The organism is Amycolatopsis sp. NPDC059027 (genome assembly GCF_042739735.1).
In the GTDB taxonomy this organism is placed as follows: Bacteria; Actinomycetota; Actinomycetes; order Mycobacteriales; family Pseudonocardiaceae; genus Amycolatopsis.
On record NZ_JBHYIK010000024.1, the window covers coordinates 49,578 to 69,856 of the forward strand.

Annotated in this window: 10 protein-coding genes; 5 read left to right on the plus strand and 5 right to left on the minus strand. The window is 70.3% G+C overall.

The features are described 5' to 3' along the window. Positions 1–72 precede the first annotated feature (72 nt). Genes ACFWY9_RS18535 through ACFWY9_RS18545 form a run of 3 tightly spaced genes read right to left on the minus strand, consistent with a single transcriptional unit; the run spans position 73 to position 2,747 of the window. Entirely contained in the window at positions 73–624 is a 552-nt protein-coding gene (locus tag ACFWY9_RS18535) for a CGNR zinc finger domain-containing protein (protein WP_378339337.1), read from the minus strand. A gap of 34 nt (positions 625–658) precedes the next feature. Further along, on the minus strand, positions 659–1,543 hold the full coding sequence (locus tag ACFWY9_RS18540) for an SAM-dependent methyltransferase (RefSeq protein WP_378339338.1): 885 nt from the start codon (positions 1,541–1,543) through the stop codon (positions 659–661). A gap of 31 nt (positions 1,544–1,574) precedes the next feature. Beyond that, on the minus strand, positions 1,575–2,747 hold the full coding sequence (locus ACFWY9_RS18545) for a branched-chain amino acid ABC transporter substrate-binding protein (protein WP_378339377.1): 1,173 nt from the start codon (positions 2,745–2,747) through the stop codon (positions 1,575–1,577). A gap of 253 nt (positions 2,748–3,000) precedes the next feature. On the opposite strand from ACFWY9_RS18545, the gene ACFWY9_RS18550 reads away from it, so the two are divergent. From ACFWY9_RS18550 to ACFWY9_RS18565, 4 genes are all read left to right on the plus strand, one after another. Beyond that, the gene (locus ACFWY9_RS18550) at positions 3,001–3,963 is read left to right on the plus strand and encodes an AAA family ATPase (protein WP_378339339.1); all 963 of its coding nucleotides are present in this window, start codon (positions 3,001–3,003) and stop codon (positions 3,961–3,963) included. A gap of 7 nt (positions 3,964–3,970) precedes the next feature. Continuing rightward, the gene (locus ACFWY9_RS18555; protein ID WP_378324938.1) at positions 3,971–5,131 is read left to right on the plus strand and encodes a DUF58 domain-containing protein; all 1,161 of its coding nucleotides are present in this window, start codon (positions 3,971–3,973) and stop codon (positions 5,129–5,131) included. Then, the gene (locus ACFWY9_RS18560) at positions 5,128–7,335 is read left to right on the plus strand and encodes a transglutaminaseTgpA domain-containing protein (protein WP_378339341.1); all 2,208 of its coding nucleotides are present in this window, start codon (positions 5,128–5,130) and stop codon (positions 7,333–7,335) included. Before ACFWY9_RS18555 ends, ACFWY9_RS18560 begins: the two co-directional genes overlap by 4 nt. A 523-nt stretch (positions 7,336–7,858) precedes the next feature. Continuing rightward, the gene (locus tag ACFWY9_RS18565) at positions 7,859–10,273 is read left to right on the plus strand and encodes a PKD domain-containing protein (RefSeq protein ID WP_378339342.1); all 2,415 of its coding nucleotides are present in this window, start codon (positions 7,859–7,861) and stop codon (positions 10,271–10,273) included. A 9-nt stretch (positions 10,274–10,282) separates the two neighbouring features. Here the strand turns inward: ACFWY9_RS18565 and ACFWY9_RS18570 are convergent, their stop codons facing one another. Both ACFWY9_RS18570 and ACFWY9_RS18575 read right to left on the minus strand, forming a co-directional pair. Next, positions 10,283–15,145: an AAA family ATPase gene (locus tag ACFWY9_RS18570; protein ID WP_378339343.1), complete on the minus strand. Its 4,863-nt coding sequence runs from the start codon at positions 15,143–15,145 to the stop codon at positions 10,283–10,285. Positions 15,146–15,175: 30 nt separating this feature from the next. Further along, entirely contained in the window at positions 15,176–16,462 is a 1,287-nt protein-coding gene (locus ACFWY9_RS18575; RefSeq protein WP_378339344.1) for a multiprotein-bridging factor 1 family protein, read from the minus strand. Positions 16,463–17,119: 657 nt separating this feature from the next. On the opposite strand from ACFWY9_RS18575, the gene ACFWY9_RS18580 reads away from it, so the two are divergent. Beyond that, positions 17,120–19,972, plus strand: coding sequence for a DUF6924 domain-containing protein (locus ACFWY9_RS18580; RefSeq protein ID WP_378339345.1), 2,853 nt, complete (start codon positions 17,120–17,122; stop codon positions 19,970–19,972). Positions 19,973–20,279: the final 307 nt, after the last annotated feature.

Sequence of the window (20,279 nt, forward strand, 5' to 3'; positions counted from 1 at the left end):
ATGCCACATCGAGGGACTCTGATTCCGTCAATGTGGCATTCACGGACCGACACTCCACATAGGACACGACGGTCAGTGGTCGGCTGCTTCCCGCCGCCGGCGCCGGTAGGCGGCCGCTTTCGCCCGGTCGCCGCAGCCGCTCATGCCGCACCAGCGCCGCCGGTGCCCCCGGGAGCGATCCAGGAACGGCCGGGTGCACGTGTCGTCCGCGCACCAGCGGATCGCGGACGCGGTCCCGGCACCGGCGAGCCGGATCCCGCTGCGCGCGAGGGACGACAGCGCAGCCCGCACCGTCCCCTCGAGCACCGGAGTGCCGCCGCGGGTCAACCGGACGACCGGCGTCGGCTGGGCGGCGCGGGCGTTGATCACCTTCACCGCCGCGGCGGGCAACCGGGCGCCCGCGGTGAGCGCGACGAGGTACTCGTAGAGCACCTCGCGCAGTTCTTTCGCTTCGGCCAAGTCCGCGTCGGTCACCTGCACCGGCGTGTCGACGAGGCGGGCCTGCTTCAGCCAGGCGGCGAGGTCTGCCGTGCCGGACAGCGTTTCGGTGCGACGCGTCGTCCGCTCCCCGACCGTGGCGACGAAGTCCAGCGCCACGTCACCGGACAGGAACTCGAAAGCCATGTCACCATCTTGACAGGTGACGCCGAACCCGCGCTCACCGCCGCCCGGGTTTCCGCAGCAGGTACAGGTAGTAGCCGAGGTGATCGCGGAACAACGAGCGCATCAGCGGCACCAAGCCGTCCATCCGCGCGGTGAGTTCGGGGCCGTACCGCTCGGCGATCGCGTCGTGCTTGTCGGCGTAGAGCAGTGCCATCAGTTCCCCGCTGAAAGCACAGCTGGGGGTCATGCTCTCGGCCTTGACCAGTTCGAGGCCCGCGTCGGCCGCCATCTCCAGCGTCCGTACCAGCGTGACCGGCGGCGCGCAGCACCAGGCCCGCAGATAGGCGGCCAGCTGCTCCTCCGGCGGCGTCCCGCGGAGGGTGAAGTCGTTCAGCAGGAAATGGCTGCCGGGCCGCAGAACCCGCGCGATCTCCCGGAAGGCACGCTGACGGTCGGACAGGTGCGCGAACACGTCGACCGCCATGGCTGCGTCGAACGACTCGTCCTCGAAGCCGAGGTCCATCACGTTGCCGTGGCGGAAGGTGACGCGCTCGGACACGCCCCACGTCCGGGCCGTCTCGGTGGCCTTGGCGAGATGAGTGGCGCTGACGGTGATCCCGGTGACCCGGCCGCCGCGGTGCCGGGCCATCCGGACCGCGGGCAGCCCGGTGCCGCATCCGATGTCCAGCAGATGCTCGTCCGCCCGCAGGGCCAGGGTTTCGACGTGGTAGGCGGTCTGCCGTTCCTGTGCCCTGTTCGCGAGATCGCCGAGCGTGGCCGCGGGCTCGCGCTCGCCGGGCCGCGACCACATGCCGACGTGCACGCCCACATCGCCGACGGTCAGCGCGTACAGGTCACCGAACTCGTCATACGTCGCGCCGACCTCCTCGGGAGTGGGTCCGGTATATCCGCCGACAGCCTGATCGCCCGTCATCGTCATCGGCATTTCCTCCTCGACAAGGGTTCCGTGCTCAGATCTGGCCGTTGTTGACGATCCTGCCGTTGTCGACCTTGTAGCTCCAGACCGGCACGTCGGAAAGCTCGCCCTTGTCGTTCCATTTGAACTTCTTCGTGAGGCCCTGCCCTTCGTAGTTCTTGACGAAATCGAGCAGGCCCGCACGATCCTTGACGCCTTTGTCGATCCCTTTCAGCATGATCGTCGCGACGTCGTACCCCTCGGGTGAATAGGTCCCGGGATCATGACCTTCGGCCTTTTTGTAGGCGGCGGTGAAGTCCTTGAAGTTGTCCTCCGGGACACACGGGCAGGTGAAATACGCCTTGCTCGCGGCGTTACCCGCGTTCTTCACGAATTCCTGGTCCTTAACCCCGTCCGTGCCGACGAATTTCGCGGCGACACCCTTGTCGTCGAGCTGCTGTGCGAGCGGAGCGGCTTCGGGGTAGTACCCGGCGTAGAAGACCGCGTCCGGCTTCTCGCTGGACATCTTGTTGACCACGGCCGAGAAGTCCGTCTGGCCCGTCTTGACCTTGTCGGTGCAGGTGGCCTTGTTCCCCAGCGCCTGCTTGACCTGCGCGCCGAGCCCCGTGCCGTACTCGGAGTCGTCCTCGAGCACGCAGATCTTGCCCGCCTTGAGCTTCTCGGTGAGGAACTTGGCCGCGGCCCTGCCCTGCACGATGTCGTTGCCCATACCGCGGAAGAAGGTCCTCCACCGATGCTCGGCCAAATCCGGGTTCGTCGCCGATGGCGTGATGTGCAGAAGCCCGGCCTGCTCGAACAGGTCGCCGGTCGCCTTCGACTCACCGGAGAACGGAAGGCCGATCACCCCGAGGATCGGGGCTTCGCTGATGACCTGGGCGACGACACCGGACGATTTCTCCGGCTTGCCCTCGGTGTCGAACTGCTTGAAAGTGACCTGGCAGCCGGAATTGGCCTGGTTGTGCTGTTTCACCGCCAGCTCGACGCCGAAGAGGATGTTCTGGCCGAGCGCCGCGCTGTTGCCGTTGATCGTCCCGGCATAGGCCAGCGTCGCCCCGGAGCACCGGGCTTTGCCGTCCCCCTTCGGATCGGCCGCGTCCGCCGCCTGCCGGGGCGCGGTCGCCGACGGAGTGGCGCTGCCGCCGGAACCCCCTTGATCGCGTGCGGTACACGCGCTCATTGCCATCGACACCGCCATGGACGCGGCCATCGTGGGCACGATGATCCGCGTGAGTCGTGTCCTCGGCACTTTTCCTCCCCATAGTGATTGACAGACACTGACCCGTTCCGCGGGATGGTAGACCACAAATGCGGTGATCAGCGATCCCCAGTCGGTGATCCGCCCGTTCGCACGAGACATCGGACGGTAATTCGTCACCGCGGCGTAATGATCATCGCGTAACGTTCGACGCTCGTTCGCCGATATTCGTCCTCGGACGCTGGGGATTGGGGAGGGGATGCCGGTGTCCGACGCGATCCGGCTGGGCGGCCGGTTTCAGGAACTGGCCGAAAATGTCGAGCGTTTCGTCCGGGGAAAGCCGGAGGTCGTCCGGCTCGCGCTGGTGTGCCTGCTGGCCCAGGGACATCTGCTGATCGAAGACGTGCCGGGGGTGGCGAAGACGTCGCTGGCCAAGGCGATCGCCCGGTCCATCGGCGGCGCGACGGTGAAACGAATCCAGTTCACCCCGGATCTGCTGCCCTCGGACGTGACCGGGGTCCAGGTCTACGACCAGGGCCGCGGACGCTTCGAGTTCCGGCCGGGGCCGGTGTTCGCCCATGTCCTGCTGGGGGACGAGATCAACCGCGCCGCACCGAAGACCCAGTCGGCCCTGCTGGAGGTGATGGCCGAAGGACAGGTCACGGTGGACGGGGAAGCACGGGCGGTGCCGGATCCGTTTCTGTGTATCGCGACCCAGAATCCGATCGAGCATCAGGGCACCTACGCGTTGCCGGAGGCGCAGCTCGACCGCTTCCTGATGCGGATCGCCATCGGCTACCCGGCGGACACCACCGACGAGGTGACCATCATCGGCGACGGGGTGGCCCGGCGACGGCCGGAGGAACTGCGGCCGGTGCTGGAACTGGACGAGCTGCGGCTGATGATCACCGCGGTGCGGAAGACCCATCTGTCGGCGGAACTGCAGAACTACGTCGCCATGATCACCAGGGCGACCCGCACCCACCCGGATGTCAGGCTCGGTGTGAGCCCGCGAGGCAGCATCGCGCTCGCGGTCGCCGCCCAGGCCTACGCCGTCTCGACAGGCAGGGAGTTCGTCACCGCGGACGACGTGAAAGCGGTGGCGGTGCCGGTCCTCGGCCACCGCCTGCTGTTGACCGCGGAGGCCAGGATCGGCCGTCATCGGCCCGAAAGCATCATCGGCGAGGTGCTGGCCGAGGTCCCGGTTCCCGGTATGGAACGGCGGTGAGCAGGCCGTGATCACGGCGACCGGTGTCGCGGTCTCGGTGTCCACCGGGGCACTGCTGATCACCGGCACGCTGGCCGATTACCCCGAACTGGTGATGCTCGGTTCGGCCGGGGCCGCGGCACTGGTGCTGGCGACGCTGTGGACGCTGACCCGGCCGCGGCTCGCGGTGTCGCGGGAGGTCGCGCCCCGCCGAGTCGTACAGGGAAACCCTGCCACCGCAACGGTGACGGTGACGAACACCGGTCGTCACCGGAGCCTTCCGGCGGAGGCGATCGAGGTCGTCGCCGGCCGGCGGATCATCGTCGCGCTGCCCGGTCTCGGCGCGGGCCGGTCGTTCGCGACGACGTACGCGCTGCCGACCGAGCGCCGTGGCAGGCACACACTCCCCGGGCTGGTGCTCGGCCGGTCCGATCCGTTGCGGCTGATGCGCACCCAGCGCGTCCGCGGCGGCGAATCCGTGCTGTACGTGCATCCGCTGATCCACGAGCTCGCGCCGTTTCCGGCGGGCGGTTCTCCCGACGCCGAGGGCCCGGCCGCCCTGAACGCCGCCCAGGGCGGTGTGGCCTTCCACAGCCTGCGGGACTATCGCGCCGGGGACGACTGGCGGCGGATCCATTGGAAATCCACCGCGCGGACCGGAACGCTGATGGTCCGGCACACCGTGGTGCCCGACGACCCGCATTGCCTGGTCGTCCTCGACACCAGTGCCGCCCCCTACCCCGGCACGTCGTTCGAGGACGCGGTGCGGGTGGCGGCCTCCCTCTGCGCCGCGGCGGGCCGGGCGGGTTTCCCGCTGGCGCTGCTCATGACCGCGGAACCGCGCACCGCACCGGATCGGCTTTCCGGGCGCTGGGACACCGACCCGACGGCCGCCCTCGACCTGCTGGCCGACGCGCGGTGCACGAGCGGCGATCCGGGTCTGGCCCTGCTGTCGGACGAGGTGGTCCCGGCGGGCGAAGGAACCGTCCTCACCGTTGTCACCGGACAGCCTTCCCCGGAGCGGCTGGACGTGCTCACCGTGCTGGCGCCTCGCTTCAGCGCGGTCAGCCTCGCGTGCGTCGGGCCGCCACCGGCGGGCGGCGCCGCCGTTCCGCCCGGGGTGTTCACGATCACCGCGGCCACCAGCGCCGAGTTCGCGGCCGCCTGGAATCGCCGGGCGGAACCATGACACCGCGACTTCCCGCCGCCGGGTTCCGTCTCGCCGAGGTCGCCCTGTGCGGGCTGGCGGCAGGCGCCGGTGGTCTGCTGTACGGCCGGTTTTTCGCGACAGGCCAGTACTTGCCGCCGTTGTGCGCCGCCGCGGCGGGCGGCGCGCTGACCGCGGCGGTGGCCGGGTTCCGCGGGTGGCGGGCCGGCCGCACGCTGCTGGTCACGGCGGGCGGTTTCCTGCTGCTGGCCTGGTACAGCGTGCTCGAGCACGGTCTGCCCGGCCGGAACACCGCCGGGGAACTGGCGCGGGGCGTGCTCGGGGGCTGGTCCAGGATGCTGACGGTGGCGCTGCCCGCCGACGTGCGCGGCGACCTCCTGGCGACCCCGCTCCTGCTCACCTGGTTCGCCGCCGCCACCGCGGTGAGCCTCGCCCTGCGCACCCGCCCGGTGCTCGTGCCGATCGCCCCCACGCTCTTCGCCTTCGTCGCCGGATTGCTGCTCGTCGGCAGGCAACCGGGCCTCCAGCTCGTCCCCACCGCGATGTTCCTGGCCGCGTCGCTGCTCCTGATGGTGCTCCGCGCACGCTCACCCGCCACCGTCACGGATCGCGCGGCGGATCTGAGCCGGCTGCGGACCGGGGTGCCGGTGGTCCTGGTGATCGCGCTGCTCGGCGCCGGCGGGCTGCTGCTGCCGCTGGCCACGGGTGAGCACCGCTTCGATCCCCGGGTTTTCTGGCCGCCGCCGCGTCAACAGGCGGAGACGCTCAGTCCGCTCGTCACGCTGAAAAGCCAGCTGCGGGAGGAGCCGCCCCGGCGGTTGTTCACGATCCGGGTCGGCGACGGCGGCGCCGGAATCGACCGGGTCCGGGTCGCCGCGCTGGACGACTTCGACGGCGTGCTCTGGACGTGCTCGGACCGTTTCCTGACCGCGGGGCACCAGCTTCCCGGCGTGCCAGGGGAAACGCGCACTCACCGGGTGTCGGCCCACATCACCGTGGACGAGCTGCGCGGGCCGTTCCTGCCGGTGCTCGGCAGGCCTGCCCGGCTCGCCGGGCAGGCGGTCGACGCCGGTGATTTCAGCATCGGCACCGACTCGGGGGTCCTGGTTACCAACCGGGAGTTCCCGCGCGGGCTCGGCTATGACCTCACGGGCGCGATCGGCGATCGGGACCACGCACTCCCCCAGGCGTCGCCTGCGATTTCCCCCGGCACGGCGCTGCCCGGACTTCCCCAGGAGCTGTCGGCCCTCGCCCTCCAGCTCACCGCGACCGAGCCGACCCCCTACGGCAAACTGGCGGCGATCGAGCGATACCTGCGTGACCTGCCCTATCGCCTCGACGCCCCGCCCGGGCATTCCTACGGGGCGATCAGCAGAATCGTGGCCGCTGGCGGACAGTCCGACGCCGCGGGCTTTGCCGAGCAGCACGCCTCGGCGTTCGCCGTTTTCGCGCGGGCACTGGGTTTCCCGGCCCGGGTGGCGGTCGGCTACCGGCTGTCCGGCCGGGCGCACGAGACACAGGGGGTGACCACGCGCGACGCGGACGCGTGGGCGGAGGTGCGTTTCGACGCCTACGGCTGGATTCCCTTCGACCCCACCGATCCCGCCAAGACCTCCCCGCCCTCACCGCACGACGGTGACCAAGCGGCGCCGGCCGGCGCACGCCCGCCCCGGCCCAACCCGCCCATCGTGGCCCCACCGCACACGGGAGCCCTGTCCGCCCCGCGGGCACCGGGAGACGTCCGGCCGTCGTTCCCGCCGCGCGGCCCGGTACTCGCCGCCGTTCTGGCGCTGACCTGCGCCGCGCTGACAGCAACGCTGATCGTGGGGGCGAAGGCCGGACGACGGCGCCGGCGCCGCCACGCCGAGGGGAACCCAGCCCGGATTCTGGGCGCCTGGAACGAAGCCGTGGACCGGCTGCGGGAACGCGGCGTCACGATGACGGGGTCGATGACCGCGGGCGAGGCCGCCTGCCACGCCGCCAGCGTGCTCGGCCCGGCCACCGGCGCCGTGACGGCACTCGCGCCGCTGGCGACCGCCGCGGTGTTCGCTCGCGACGTCCCCGGCGACGAAGCCGTCCGGCAGGCCTGGGTTCTGGAAGCCCGGCTACGCGAGGAGCTGTACCCGCGCCGGCCGGTGCGTCGGTTGCTCGCGCGACTCGACCCGCGACCGCTGTGGCCCCAGCGGCGCGGAGCCCGGAAACCGCCACCTCAGGGAATCGGGTGATCGCATGGCACACCGTCTCCTGCACCGCTTCACCTCCGCCCGGCTGCGGCTCGTCGCCGGAGCCCTCGGGGTCACCACGCTCCTGGCCGGATTCGTCATCGTCGGCTCGGACCGCCCCAGCCCCGCACCCAAACTCCGCCTGCGCGGCGGCACCGCCTGGGTCGCCTCCAACCAGATCGGACAACTCACCCTGCTCGACGGCGCGTCCGCGGAGGCGGCCGCGAGCGTCCCCGTCGCCACTCCCGGCAGTTCCCTCCAAGCCGCACAGGAAGACGCGACGGGCTACGCACTCGACCGCGCGCGCGGCACCGTCGTCCGCGTCGACGGCGCGACCCTCGAACCCAGCCCGCCGAAACCTCCCGTCGCCACCGCCGGGCGGAACCTGGCCCTGATGCCGAGCCCTCGTGCGGTCTACGCTCTCGACGCCGATCAGGAACTGCTCACCACCATCGATTCCCGGACCCTGGCGCCCCGCGATCCCCCGCGGCCACTGGCCGCCCGGGTCGCACCCGATGAGCCGGCGGTGGATCGGCAAGGCCGCCTCTGGCTGCTCGACCACCGCACCGGTGACTTGATCTGGTTCGCCGACGACACCCGTCACGCGCGGCCCCACGCCGCCACGCCCGACGGCAGCCGTCTCGTCCTGACCGGCGACCGCCCCGCCCTGCTCGATCCCGCACGGCACACCGCCGAACTCCTCGATCCGGAAACCGGCGCGGTAGTCCAGTCGATACCCGTCGACACGCGGCCCGGCGAGGCCCTCGCCGTCGCCGGCTCCCCGCACACCCCCAGGTTGCTGATCTCGGCACCCGGACAGCTGCTGGTGTGCGCGTTCGGTGCCGGATCCTGCGCACCCCCGATCCCGCTCGGCGCGGAGAGCCCGGACGTCGGTGCCGCTGTCGAAGCCGATGACCACGCCGTGGTACCCGACTACGCGACCGGACGCGCCTGGGTCATCGACCTCGTTCACCAGCAGACCATCGAACGGCGCCTGTTCGACCGCCCGCTGCGCTTCGACCTGCTGACCCGTGACGGGAAGGTCTTCTACAACGACCCCGGCTCCGAACACGCCGGCATTCTCGAACTCGACGGGCGATTACGGCCCATCACCAAATACGCCCCGCCGAACCCGGGCAGGAACACCGCGCAGAACGTCAATGTGGGAAACACCCCGGGGCAGTCTCCGCCGGTCGGCCCGCCCAATCCCGTTCCCACCGGCCCGCCGGACAACGTGCCCCCCGTGGCCGGGCCGGGCGGTGCGGAAAAACCGCCTGGCCCGCTCAGCGACACCACGGTGGCGATCGAGGTCAGCCCGCGCGATCACGGGCTCGTCGGGGACGACTTCGGATTCACCGTCGTACCCCACGGCGCCGCGAGTATCGGCGACGCGCAGTGGGGCTTCGGTGATGCCGGTGGCGCCAGAGGTGTCACCGTGCATCATCGGTGGAACCGACCCGGAACCTACGCTGTCGGCGTCACCGCCACCCTCTCCACCGGGCGGCAGGTTCACGCCGCGGCGCGGGTCACCATCGACTCGCCCGACGCCCCGCCGCGCATCGCGCGAATCCTGATGGCGCCGGAGAAGCCACATGTGGGCGAGCAGGTCTCCTTGAGCGCCGATCTGACGGGCGGACGTCCCGCTGCCTGGGCATGGACCATCACCGGTGACCGGGGGATCGAAACGACCTCCGACGCCCCGCAGTTCCGGTACACCTTCCCCGCCACCGGGACCTACACCGCGACACTCAAGGTCACCTCTCCCACCGGTTCCGACCAGACGTCTCGAACCGTCCAGGTCGCACCCCGGATGCACGAGGCGCGGTGCGGGGACGTCCTCACGACCGACACCATCGTGAAGAGCGACCTGAGCTGTGCGGAGGATGTCGCGCTCACCATCGCCGCCAGTGATCTCACCCTCGACCTCGGCGGCAACACGATCAGCTCGGAGAATCCCAGGCAAACCACCAAGGGGATCCTCGTCAAGGCGCCCCGGAAGCTGGCGAACATCACCGTCAAGAACGGCACGGTCACCAAGTTCTCCACCGGCATAGCGGTGGACAACGCGAACCAAGTGACCATACTCGGCATGACGATGAACTCGCCACGAGAATCACAGTACGACGATTTCAACGGCATCAGCGGCAGCCAAGCGCGGGATCTCATGGTCCGCGACACCACGGTGGACACCTTTATCCCCTTCAACTTCGAGAACGAATCAACCGTCACAATCGAATCCTCGAACCTTACCGGCTACGGTAACACATTGCCCACCTACTGCAGCCGAAGAAGCTCGTGCACGATTCATGGCGGCACCATTCGCACCCGATATCTTTTTTGCCTGTCCTACGTCGACGACGTTCCGGATTCATCGATCACCGTCGAGTACGCGAACGAAGTCAATATCGAATTATTCGGTAACGGATGTCGCGAGGGCGCCGCGAAGGACAACACGAACACCAAGCACATCGGCCTTGTCGGAGCCGCGCACTCGACCATAACGAACAACAGCTTCCTCAGAAGCCGTGTCATGATGGTCGAAAGCTCCGCCCTCATCTCCGGAAACATCTTCACCGAATCACCGAACAACGCGATCCAGATCCTCAACGGCGACCTGACACTGACCGGCAATTCCTTCATCAGGACGGGCAGCAGCGCCGTGGTCGCGAACGCGAACAATGGATTCAGCAAAGGAAATATCGACATCTCCCACAACGAATTCACAGCAAATGGTTTCCATCCCGACGAAAACTTCCCCGGGCAGGACGGCCTCGAAATCTTGCGCAACGACAGGGAAACGGATCACATCACCGTGTCCTACAACCACACCCAGGGCAACGCACGGTATGGCATCAACGCGGAGGACGGCACTGTCGAGCACAGCGAAGGGAACGTGTCGCGCGACGACCCGCTGGGATGCCGCGGCGTGAAATGCGACTAGCGCGGGCAGTCACTTTCCCAGCGCCTTCCCGCCCTCGATCGCGGAGCAGGGTGATGTGAGGTCGAGCCCGGCGGGCAGGAGTTCGCGTTCAGCCGGAGAATAGGGCCGGTCGTTCAACCGGCACAACTGTTCGGCCCACTGCCGAGGACTCATGTCCACCGAGAAGAAGCCGTCCACGGAAACCGCCACCAGCCGGTTCTCGTGCAGCATCCACCTGCCAGCCGAACCAGGGAAGCGTGGCGCGGCGAGGCGGTCTCCATTGTCGATGTTCCGGACCTCGATGGCACCGGCCCCCGTACCGAAGATCATCTTCTCCTCCTGCACGAACCCCACCGGAGACAGGTCACCCGGTATCGGAATGGTTTTCGAAGCGGTGTTCTGTTCGGGGTTCCAGACGTTCAGCCGTCCGATGTCGGCGTAGTGGACGGCGACTCGCCGCATGGTGGAGTCGGCCACGACATCGGGCGTCGGAAAACCCCACCGAGGGGCGAAGGAATGCTCCGGCCGGTCTCGCGGATCACCATTCCCGGGCTCCGGAACCGATCTCCGCTTCCACGCCTCGACGGCGTCCGGGGTGACTACCAGCAGCCGACTGGCGTTCACGGGACCGGTGATCATCTTGAAGCGATAGCCGAAGGGGACGTGGTTCACCATTTCACGTGGGGACAAGGACACCGGGAATGGGTACCGCTCTCCGGTGCTCGCCTTCCATACGTTGAACTCGTGGCCGCGCATCACGGCGACTTCATCGGGGCCCAGTGACACTATGGACATGGTCTCGTCGAACGCGACCTCGCCTTCACCGGAGCCGGGCCTCGCCAGTGGGATCGTCCGGAGGACGGTGAGATCGGCGGCGGAGATCACCGCGAGCTGTCCTCGTTCCAGCGGAACGAAGATCTTTTTACCGTCCCCGCTGAACGCCAGGCCGGGCGTGTCCGCCACCGGCAGGCCACCGGCCGATTCCCGGACGAGCTGGCGGTGGCTCCGCACATCGAACAGTCGCAGCTTCGCCCCTGCCCCCGGGTCCCCCGCATGGGACACCGTCAGCAGCGACTCGCCGTCCGGGCTCAGCACAGCGGCACCCACATCCCGCGCCGATCCGGATTGTTCGGTTTCCGCGATCAGGTCAGGGACACGGAATCTGAGCAGTACGTCAGCGTAGAACATGAAGACCGTCGGTGCGGCGGAGCCGCCGCCGAGCGCCATGAGCTGTGACGGCTCGTTCTGCGACACGCTGCGCCGTTTGTCGCGGCTCAGCGAAGGAACGTGGATCGAGTAAGTGCTTCCGTTGCCCAGATTCATCAGTTCGGCTCGCTGAAACGCGTCTTCCGGCGATCCCGTTCTCAGCACCGCGTACTCGCCGCTCAAATCGGCGACGTCGTCGGCATCGGCTGCGGAGCAGTCGAGCCGAGTCCTGGTGAAACGCGCTGTGCCGGTGGCCGTGTCCTGGACGGTCAACCGACTGTACGGCTGTCCTTTCCGGCATTCGGCGACGACACCGCCTGGCGTCACGAAACCGGAGGAGATCACGCGGAGTTCCGTGCCGGTGGTCAGGTCGCGCAGGACCACGGGCCGCGTCCGGTCCGGCCGGTCTTCCCGAAACCACGCTCGCTTACCGTCCGGCTCGACGCGGAGTACGGCGGTCTCACCTCCCGGGCCCGTTACCTTGTTCGGTATCTGCCCGCGTTGCAGGACATCCCACACCTCCACGTCGCCTTGGCGAGTTCCGGACGCCCCGCCGCCGCTGCGAACGGAGTCGACGAGGAACCTTCCGTCCGGGGAGAACCGGGCGCTGAGCACCGTCGCGGGCGCGACGGTTTCCGGTGCGCGCAGCGGCAGCGGGCCACTGTGCCTGGCGGTGTCCCACAGGGTGATTCCGCCGCGGTCGTCCAGCGCGGCCAGCCACCGGCCGTCGGGGCTGAGCCGGAGCCCGGACAGGTTCGGGATCGTGGTGACGAACCAGCGTTCCGGCGCGGGGCCGAACAGCGCCGTCCAGACCGTGATCCTCCCGTCGTCTTCGGCCACCGCGGTGGTCCTGCCGTCCGGGGTGGACGCGACCTGCGCGACCGTTCCGGACCACAGCCCGGTCCGGATCTGCTCGACGTCGGCGTATTTGAGGTATTGCTGCATGAGCGCGGCGTAGGCCTCGGGCCTGGTCGGGTCCGCCTTCCACGCGGCCTGTGCGAACTGCAGCGCGGTGAGCGGGTCGCTTTCGTTGCGCCGCCCCGATTCCTGGCCGAGGGAGACGGCCGAGGCGCGGCGAAGCTGGTCGGCGAGTTCGCGGTTCTTGTTCAGCGCGAAGACCGCGGAAGTGGTGGCGGCCAGCGCGAGGACGGCGATCAGGGCGGTGATCATCCGCCAGCGGCGGGTTCCCCTGCGCTGATGGGTACGGCTCGCGGCGATGTAGGCCCGTTCGTCGTCGGTGAGACCGGTGGGATCGGTGCTCAGCCAGGTTTCCGCGGTCGTCAGTGTCGTGCCACGGAGCAAGGTGTGCGGATCTTCCCCGGACTGCCGCCATTGGGTGAGGGAGAGCCTGAGCTGTTCCTGCCAGGAGCGGAATTCGCGGGCGGCGGCCAGCCATTCGCGCAGTTGCCGCCATTGCTGGACAAGGGCTTCGTGGGCGAGGGCGATGACCGCGGGGTGGCCGGGGTCCTGCCGGAGCACGACGAGCCGATGCGCGGCCAGTTTCCTGGCCAGATCCCGGGATTCGGCGTCGAGGTGGTCCAGCTGGGCCGGGGAAAGGGTGAAGGTGCCGTCCTCGCCGGGGCGGGCCAGTTGCACCAGCACCCGGCGGGCCAGTGCCCGTTCGCCGTCGGTGAGCCGTTCGCTGTGCACTTCTTCGGCGTAGGCGGCCAGCGCCCCGGCCACACCGCCGAGTTCGTCGTAGGCGTGGTGGGTCAAGGCGGCGCCGTGCTGGGACTCCCAGAGCCGGGTGAGCGCGAATTCGACGAGCGGCAGCTGTCCGGGGGCGTCCAGCGCGTCGGCGATGATGCGTTCGACCAGTCCCGGTTCGAAGGAGACCAGCGGGCGGTCGGCGGGGCCGAGGATCGCGGCCCGCAGTTCCGCCGGGCCCATCCTGGGGACGGCGACGGTCTGCAGCACGGGGGCCAGCTCGCTGGTCAGGATCTCGTCGAGGTCCGCCGAGCGGCCGGTGACGATCGCGCGGATGGCGGGCGGCTGCGCCGGACGGGACGGCGCGGCCAGCACCAGCCGGGCCAGCAGGTCGAGCAACTCCTTGGCCGCCAAGGGATCGGTGGCGACGAGCTCCTCGAACTGGTCGGCGAACAGGACCAGCCTGCCTGCCGCGTCGGCGATGGCGTCCGCCAGCAGCGGGATGTCCTGGGCGGTGAGCGCGGTGGTGCGGTCGGCCCCGACGACCGGCCGCACCGCATAGGCCAGCAATTCGAGCGGCTCGACGCCGGGGACGGGCCGGAACACCGCCAGCGTCGCGTTCTCCTGGCGCAGGGCGGGCAGGACACCGGCCCGGACGAGGGAAGATTTCCCGCTGCCGGACGCTCCGATGACCATGACGAGGCGATGCCGGTCGAGGAGCTGGTGAAGCTGCCGGATCTGCGGATCCCGGCCGCAGAAATACGGCGCGTCCTGTTCCTGGAAGGGTTCGAGGCCGCGGTAGGGGCATTCCGGATGCGCCGCGCGGTGCAGGCCGGGATCCGCGGCGGGCACGGACGCCCGGTCCTGACCCGCGTCGCGATGGTGGTCCAGCAAGGAGCTGAGCGCGACGGCGTGCAGGACCCGCGCGCTGCCGAAACGCGGCTGGGCCAGATCCTCCGGTGCGGCGAGGGCGGGAACGGGGAGTTCGAGGTAGCCGGCGAAGGCGTCGAGGGCGCGGCGGAACTCGGCCTCGCGCTCGGCTTCGGTGCGGGCGAGCGGGGCGAGACTGTGGTTGTCCAGCGTGTGGAAGAGGCTGGCGACGCGATCGTTCCCTGGCGTGTGAAGGCGTTGGAGCCGTTCGCCGCTCTGACGGCTGAGCAGCAGCAGCCGCGCCTGGGGAGCGTTGGTGGAGCGCTCCACCAACGCGGTGGCGAGGGCGTGGGTGTGGTCGAAGTGGTTCTCGGCCTCGTCGACGACCACGAGCAGCTGGTTGTTGACGGTGGCGAGGGTGGTGAGATCGGCGGCGGTGGCGTTCTCGTGGACGATCCCGGCGGTCCAGCCCTGCCGGGTGAGCCGCTCGCACAGCTGCTGGGCAAGGCGTGTCTTGCCCTGGCCCGGTGGTCCGCTGATCAGGTAGGCGGAAACCGGCGCGGGTTCGTTCACCCAGCTGAGCAGGTCGGCGAGTTCGGCGTCGCGGCCGGTGAAGGACACGATCCGGTACTCGGCACGCAGCCACGCGCTGGGCACCAGGTTCGCGGTCGGGGCGCGCGGGGTGGCGAAGGCCCGCCGGAGAACGAGCCCCGGCACCAGATCGGTCAGCTCGCCGACCAGCTTGGCGAGATCCTGGACGTCGTTGCGGTGGTGCAGGCGCAAATACTGACAGCGCGCCAGCGCCGCGACGTCGGCGGGCAGGTCGGTTTCGGTCAGGACCTTGGTGTGGTCGAGGAAGACCGGGATCACGCGCACCCCGAGGCGCAGCGCCTCGGCGAGTTCGCGGCGGACCCAGTCGCCGGGATCGTCGATGCGGCGCCCGCCGTGCCGGGTGGTGCAGGTGAGCCAGCGGGGCCCGATCACCACCAGGACGACGTCGCACCGGCTCAGCCAGTCCAGTATCCGCTCGGCGAAGTCCTGGCCGGGCCGGATCGTCCTGCTGGCCAGGAACACGTGCTCGGCACCGAACCGCGCGGTGAGCGCCCCGGCGATGAGCGTGGCCGCGAAATCGCCGTCGTCGGTGCGGTAGTTGACGAAGATGCCACCCATGTCTCCCCCTGGCTCGGCCGGGTTCTTCCGCTACACCGCCGGTGTGCGCAGCGCCGCGGTGAGCCGGGGATACAGCTCGCGGACGGGCTGATGGGTGTGCCAGCGGGTCAGCGTCCTGGCCAGCCGCCGCAGATCCGTCCGGACCGTGGCCGAATCCACCAGCAGCGCGCTCTCGATCGCCTGCTCCGCGAGCACGCACGCGTGATCGACCTCCCCGCCGCTGGCGTAGGCCAGTGCCCGGCGGGCGCCGAACCGGGCGTGCACCCGCCGGGCCTCGGACGGGACGAGCGCCAGCTGACGGTCGAGGATCTCCCCAGCCTCCGCCGGACGGCCCAGATCGTGCATGCACCAGCCGGTGACCACCGCGACCATGCCCGTACCGCTGACCGAAGCCGGCCCGATCTCCTGGCCGTCGGCGGTGTCCAGCAGGCCGGCGGCGCGATCCAGCGCGTGCCGGCATCGGTCGTAGTCGCAGGCCAGTGCGTGGCCCTGGGCCTCACGCAGCGCGGCGAGGCCGCGGATCCGCGGCGGGGTCCGTGAACCGGCCAGTGCCCGCTGGGCCAGGTCGATGGTGCCGGCGGCGTCCTCGCGGTACAACGTGATCAACGCCCGCCGGATCAGCGCGTAGGTCGAGAGCTCGGCGTCACCGGCGGCCGAGGCCATTTCCACCGCGGTTTCGGTCCACCACAACGCACCCCGCTCGTCCCCCGCCTCCTGCGTCATCCACCCTGCGTACTCGGCGTACCGCGCCGCCAGCCGCAGCAGCTCCGCACGCGACGGCGCCGACGCCGAGCCGGCCAGGCCCCGCAGCGCGTGCGTCTGCGCGACCACGATCGGCAGCACCACGCTCGGGCTGCTGATCTGCCCCAGCCGCCGGGTCTGCTCGAACAGGGCGCGGAACGCCGCGATCGTCGTCTCCTGCCCGGCGGCCGCCGCGTTCCCCGGCGCGCCGACACTCAGCGCCAGCACCGACGCCGCGCCCATCGCGAGGGCGTCCCGGCGGCTCATCGGCACCAGGTTGCTCGAACCGTCCGGCCCCATGCTCATCACCCACACCCCGCCGTCGGGACCGGCCTCGGGCACCACGGCCGGTGCGGGCGGCCGGGCCCTGGCGACCAGTGCGGCCAATTTCCCGTTGGCGTCCAGCGCCGCGTCGCAGCGGCGGGCCACTTCCATCCCGGCCGGTTTCTCCCCGGTCTCGATCCTGCCGAGATAGCCCTTGTTGTAGTGGACTCGCCGGGCGAGTTCCGCCAGTGAAAGCCCCGCCGCCATCCGCAACCGCCGGAGTTCCGTGCCCACCGTGTCCGGTTCGGCCATCCCCGCCCTCCCCATCCGCTTCCCGCGAAACCGCACGAGCAGAGGGTCCTCCGCGCTTCCGGCGGCGACCCCGTACCCGAGGCTATGGGGCGCGGCCGCTCCGGCACAGCCCCGCGACGCGATCGGCACGCATCGATATCGGCGGCGGGCAGGTGCCGCCCGCCCGCCGCGATGCGCGCGAGGTACCCGAGGTTCCTGTCGACGAGTGAACCGCCGCTGAGCCCGTACTGCGCGAAATGGCGCGGATCTTGGTGCATACCGCCAGTTTCGGCCACCCATCGCGCCCTGCACCCACCGTCGCCCGTCGCCCGCCGGGACAGGCGACGGGCGATCTCCCCCACGACCGTCTCCGCACGCACACACTGGTCGTCGGGTCGGGCTCGTGGTCCCGATGCCGGCCCGGCGAAGGGGGTGGGATGTGGTGGCAGGGCTTCCCGCAGCACTGCCACCACATCCAGTCGGGCCGGGTTCGCGCGTCACCGGCCGCAGATTCCCGGAAGCACCTTGACGTGGGAGGGCGGACCCATGCCCTTCCGGACATCGCGCTCGTGCCACTCGGGCAGTTCATGACGGCCCCGGTGCGGGAAATGGCTAGGTTGGCGGCAAAGTAGGTCGCCGAGGCACTCCCGTCCGGCGCTGTGGCCGCGAGGAGGACCGGTGTCGCCCGTGCCGGATCAGGCGTTCGTGTTCCGGATGTGGTGGCACGCGGCGGACTCCCCGGAGTGGGTGCCGGGCCCACCGCTGCTGGCGCGGCTGGACGACGGCCGGGGCGTGCCGCCGGAGCAGTTGTCCTGGCGCACGGAAGACGGCGCGCAGACCTCGGTCGGGTTCTCGCCGGACCTGTCCCGGTGCTACGGCCATCGCCGCTCCGCCGCCGGTGACGTGCTGGAGGTGCGCGGCGAAGCCGACTCCCCGAGGGAAGCGGGCGGCTCGACCGGCTACGAGTTCAGCACCGAGGTCGAGGAATCCGGTGAGTGGCGGCCGGCGGAACGGCTGCGGCTGCTGATCGACGACGGTTCCGGAGCGCCGCCGCAGTGGGTGTCCTGGCGCGACCGGACCGGCGAGACCTGCTCGGTCCAGTTGCGTTCGGCCGGACCGTCCGGTGCCGCGGACGTCAACGACCTGGTGACCGCCGTATGGGCCAGCGCCGAATACCCCGAAGCGGGCGAGGTGGCCACGAACCTGGTGGGACCGGCGGGAAAATGGTTCGCCCCGCACGACCGCGCGGCACTGGAGTTCCAGCTGACGCGGCCGGTCCCGGTGGACCGGTACGTCCTCACCTCCGCCAACGACGCGCCCGATCGCGATCCCGCGGAGTGGACGCTGAGCGGCTCGGCCGACGGGCTCCTGTGGCAGGCCCTGGACGTCCGAGGCGGCCAGTCCTTCGCCGACCGCCACCAGCCCAGGACATACCGGCTCGCCGAACCCGGCTTCGCCGAACACTTCCGCCTCGACATCACCGGCAACAACGGCTCGCCGCATCTGCAGCTCGCGAGCGTCCGGTTTCTCGCCGCGTGCGGCGGCTTCGTCGGATACCGCCAGCGCGCGGGCGGCCCACCGGCGGGCTACCGTGGCGTCCGCACCGCGTACCGGCCGTCGGACGTACCCGCGGTGCCCCTGCCCGACGGCGTGCCCACGAGACGCGCCCGCCGCCTTGCCGAAGATCATCCGCTGCCCGCCGGGACCGAGGTGGTCTCGCCGTCGGGCAAGTACGCGTTGCGGTACGACGCCTTCGGGGTGCCGGTCGTCCTCGACCGGACGAGCCGGCTGGTCGTCTGGCGAGCCGGTGACGACGACCAGGGCCCGGCGTCCGGCGCCCTCGTGCTCAGCCATTCCCTCCAGGTCGCACTCCGTGGTGGCGGCGTCTGGTACTCGTCGATCGGCGCCGAAGGGGCGCGATTCCTCGTGGTCACCGACGACGGCGAACTCGAACTCCTCGATCACGACGGGGTGAGCCTGTACAACTCCGAGCGGGGTTTCGTCGGTCCCCTGCCCACGTTCGAAGATTCCGCGCCCGCCGCCGGCATCACGCTCAAGCGCTACCTGTACCGCAAGGACGCGAAAGGCGCGATGACGCGGACGGTCCGGCGCGGCGTGGACGGCTCGTTCCGGGTCACCCGGCAGAACATGTCCCATCACCTCCCCTCGCCCCTGGTGCGGTGGCTGGAGCAGGACGACACGATCGTGACGTGGCGGCAGGTCCCCACCGTGACGGGTTCGGACCTCGAACTGTGCCTGGTCGACCGCGCGGGCACCCTGCTGTGGCGCGAAGGATCGGCGATCGCGAGCACGACGCCGCCACCCGCGGCGCCGCACGAGCACGGCGGCCCCGCGCTGGGACGGGGCTCGCGGCTGCGCCGTCAGTCCCTGACCTCCCCGTCCGGCTCGCACACGCTGCTGCACCGCGACGACGGAAACCTGGTGCTGTACTGCAACGCCGGCCACGCGCCGGTGTGGGCCACCGGCACGGAATGGCTCGGCGACAGCTGGGTCGACCTGACCCCGTCCGGCGATCTGGTCCTGCGTACTTCGTGCGGTGCGCCGGTCTGGCGGTCGGGCACGGCCGATCAGGGCGTCGAGCGGCTGGAGGTGCGCGACGACGGCGGCCTCGCGCTGCTGGACGCCACCGGAGCGGCCGTCTGGCGGATCCAGGACCACGTGCCCTGCGCGGCTGCCGTGCCCGCGCCGCCGCGTGGTGCCGTCCTCCGGCGCGGGCAGAGCCTCCGCAACCAGTCCCTCACCTCCGCCGACGGTGGCACCGTCCTGAACCACGAGCCCGGCCGGGGAGTGCGGCTCTTCCGCGCCGACGGGATCCAGCTCTGGTACGCGTCCGGCTCACGCGCGGCGGACACCGGCCTGACGCTCGACGACGCCGGATTCCTCCTGCTGCGCGCCGAAGACGGCAGCGTGCGCACGCGGCTCGCCGGTCCGGGAGACCACCTCGCCGTCGTGCCGGGAGGGGAAATCCGGCTCCTCGCCCCCGACGGCACCGTGTTGTGGCGCGAGGGACAGTACGTCATCGACGGTCCCGACGCCGGTGCGGCGATCTCTCCCCGCGCGGCCTCGCCCGCCGCGCTCGAGACCCTGATCAACGCCCCGTCCATCCCGATCGTGCGCACCGACTTCGCCGACGACCACGCCTGGCGGGCCACCTGGAGCGACATCACCACGCCCCGCGAGTACCACGACGACGAGTTCGTCCTCGACGCGACGCTGGTGGCCCTGCCGGAGTTCGACGGCTGGACCGGCGAAGAACTCGCCGAACTGCTGTCGCGCACCGCCAAGCACACTCTCGTTTTCGTGGTGGACGCGATCACCCTCGCTTCGCCGGAGCATCCCGTGCTCGTGGTGAAGATCGACGAGGACCGCGACCAGCCGCGTTCCCTCCGCGCCGTCCCGCACGCCTTGCTGGACCTGGAAATCCAGCTCTCGATCGCCAATATGGACTGGGAGGACTTCAGCGGCGCCGTCGAGCCCGACGGCGTACTCCGTTCCTCCACCGCGGACTGACCATCGGGAGTTACCCGGAATGGGGTGTTTCCCTTGCCCGGCACCGTGACTCTCACCCGTTCAGGAGGCGGACCCGGAAGGGGAAACCCGACGCCGCTATGTGATCGCGGCGGCCGGAACCGGACGGTGGCCTCCCTCGATATGCAATTCCCAGGGCCAAGCGGGTGGGGCCGCGCCACGCCACGGAATACAGCCCGTATGTGCTCGCGGGCTCTCTCATGCGATCGGATGCCGTCACCCCGATGTCGCCGGAAAGGATGGTGTTGCGGCAGCGGGGAGACAGCGCGGAAGGGCGGTTGTAGCGTCG

What these genes read in the sequence shown, in the direction of transcription:
- ACFWY9_RS18560 (WP_378339341.1), top strand. Translation starts at nt 5,128, where the DNA reads ATGACACCGCGACTTCCCGCCGCCGGGTTCCGTCTCGCCGAGGTCGCC.
- ACFWY9_RS18570 (WP_378339343.1), bottom strand. Translation starts at nt 15,145, where the DNA reads ATGGGTGGCATCTTCGTCAACTACCGCACCGACGACGGCGATTTCGCG.
- ACFWY9_RS18575 (WP_378339344.1), bottom strand. Translation starts at nt 16,462, where the DNA reads ATGGCCGAACCGGACACGGTGGGCACGGAACTCCGGCGGTTGCGGATG.
- ACFWY9_RS18540 (WP_378339338.1), bottom strand. Translation starts at nt 1,543, where the DNA reads ATGACGATGACGGGCGATCAGGCTGTCGGCGGATATACCGGACCCACT.
- ACFWY9_RS18545 (WP_378339377.1), bottom strand. Translation starts at nt 2,747, where the DNA reads ATGGCCGCGTCCATGGCGGTGTCGATGGCAATGAGCGCGTGTACCGCA.
- ACFWY9_RS18535 (WP_378339337.1), bottom strand. Translation starts at nt 624, where the DNA reads ATGGCTTTCGAGTTCCTGTCCGGTGACGTGGCGCTGGACTTCGTCGCC.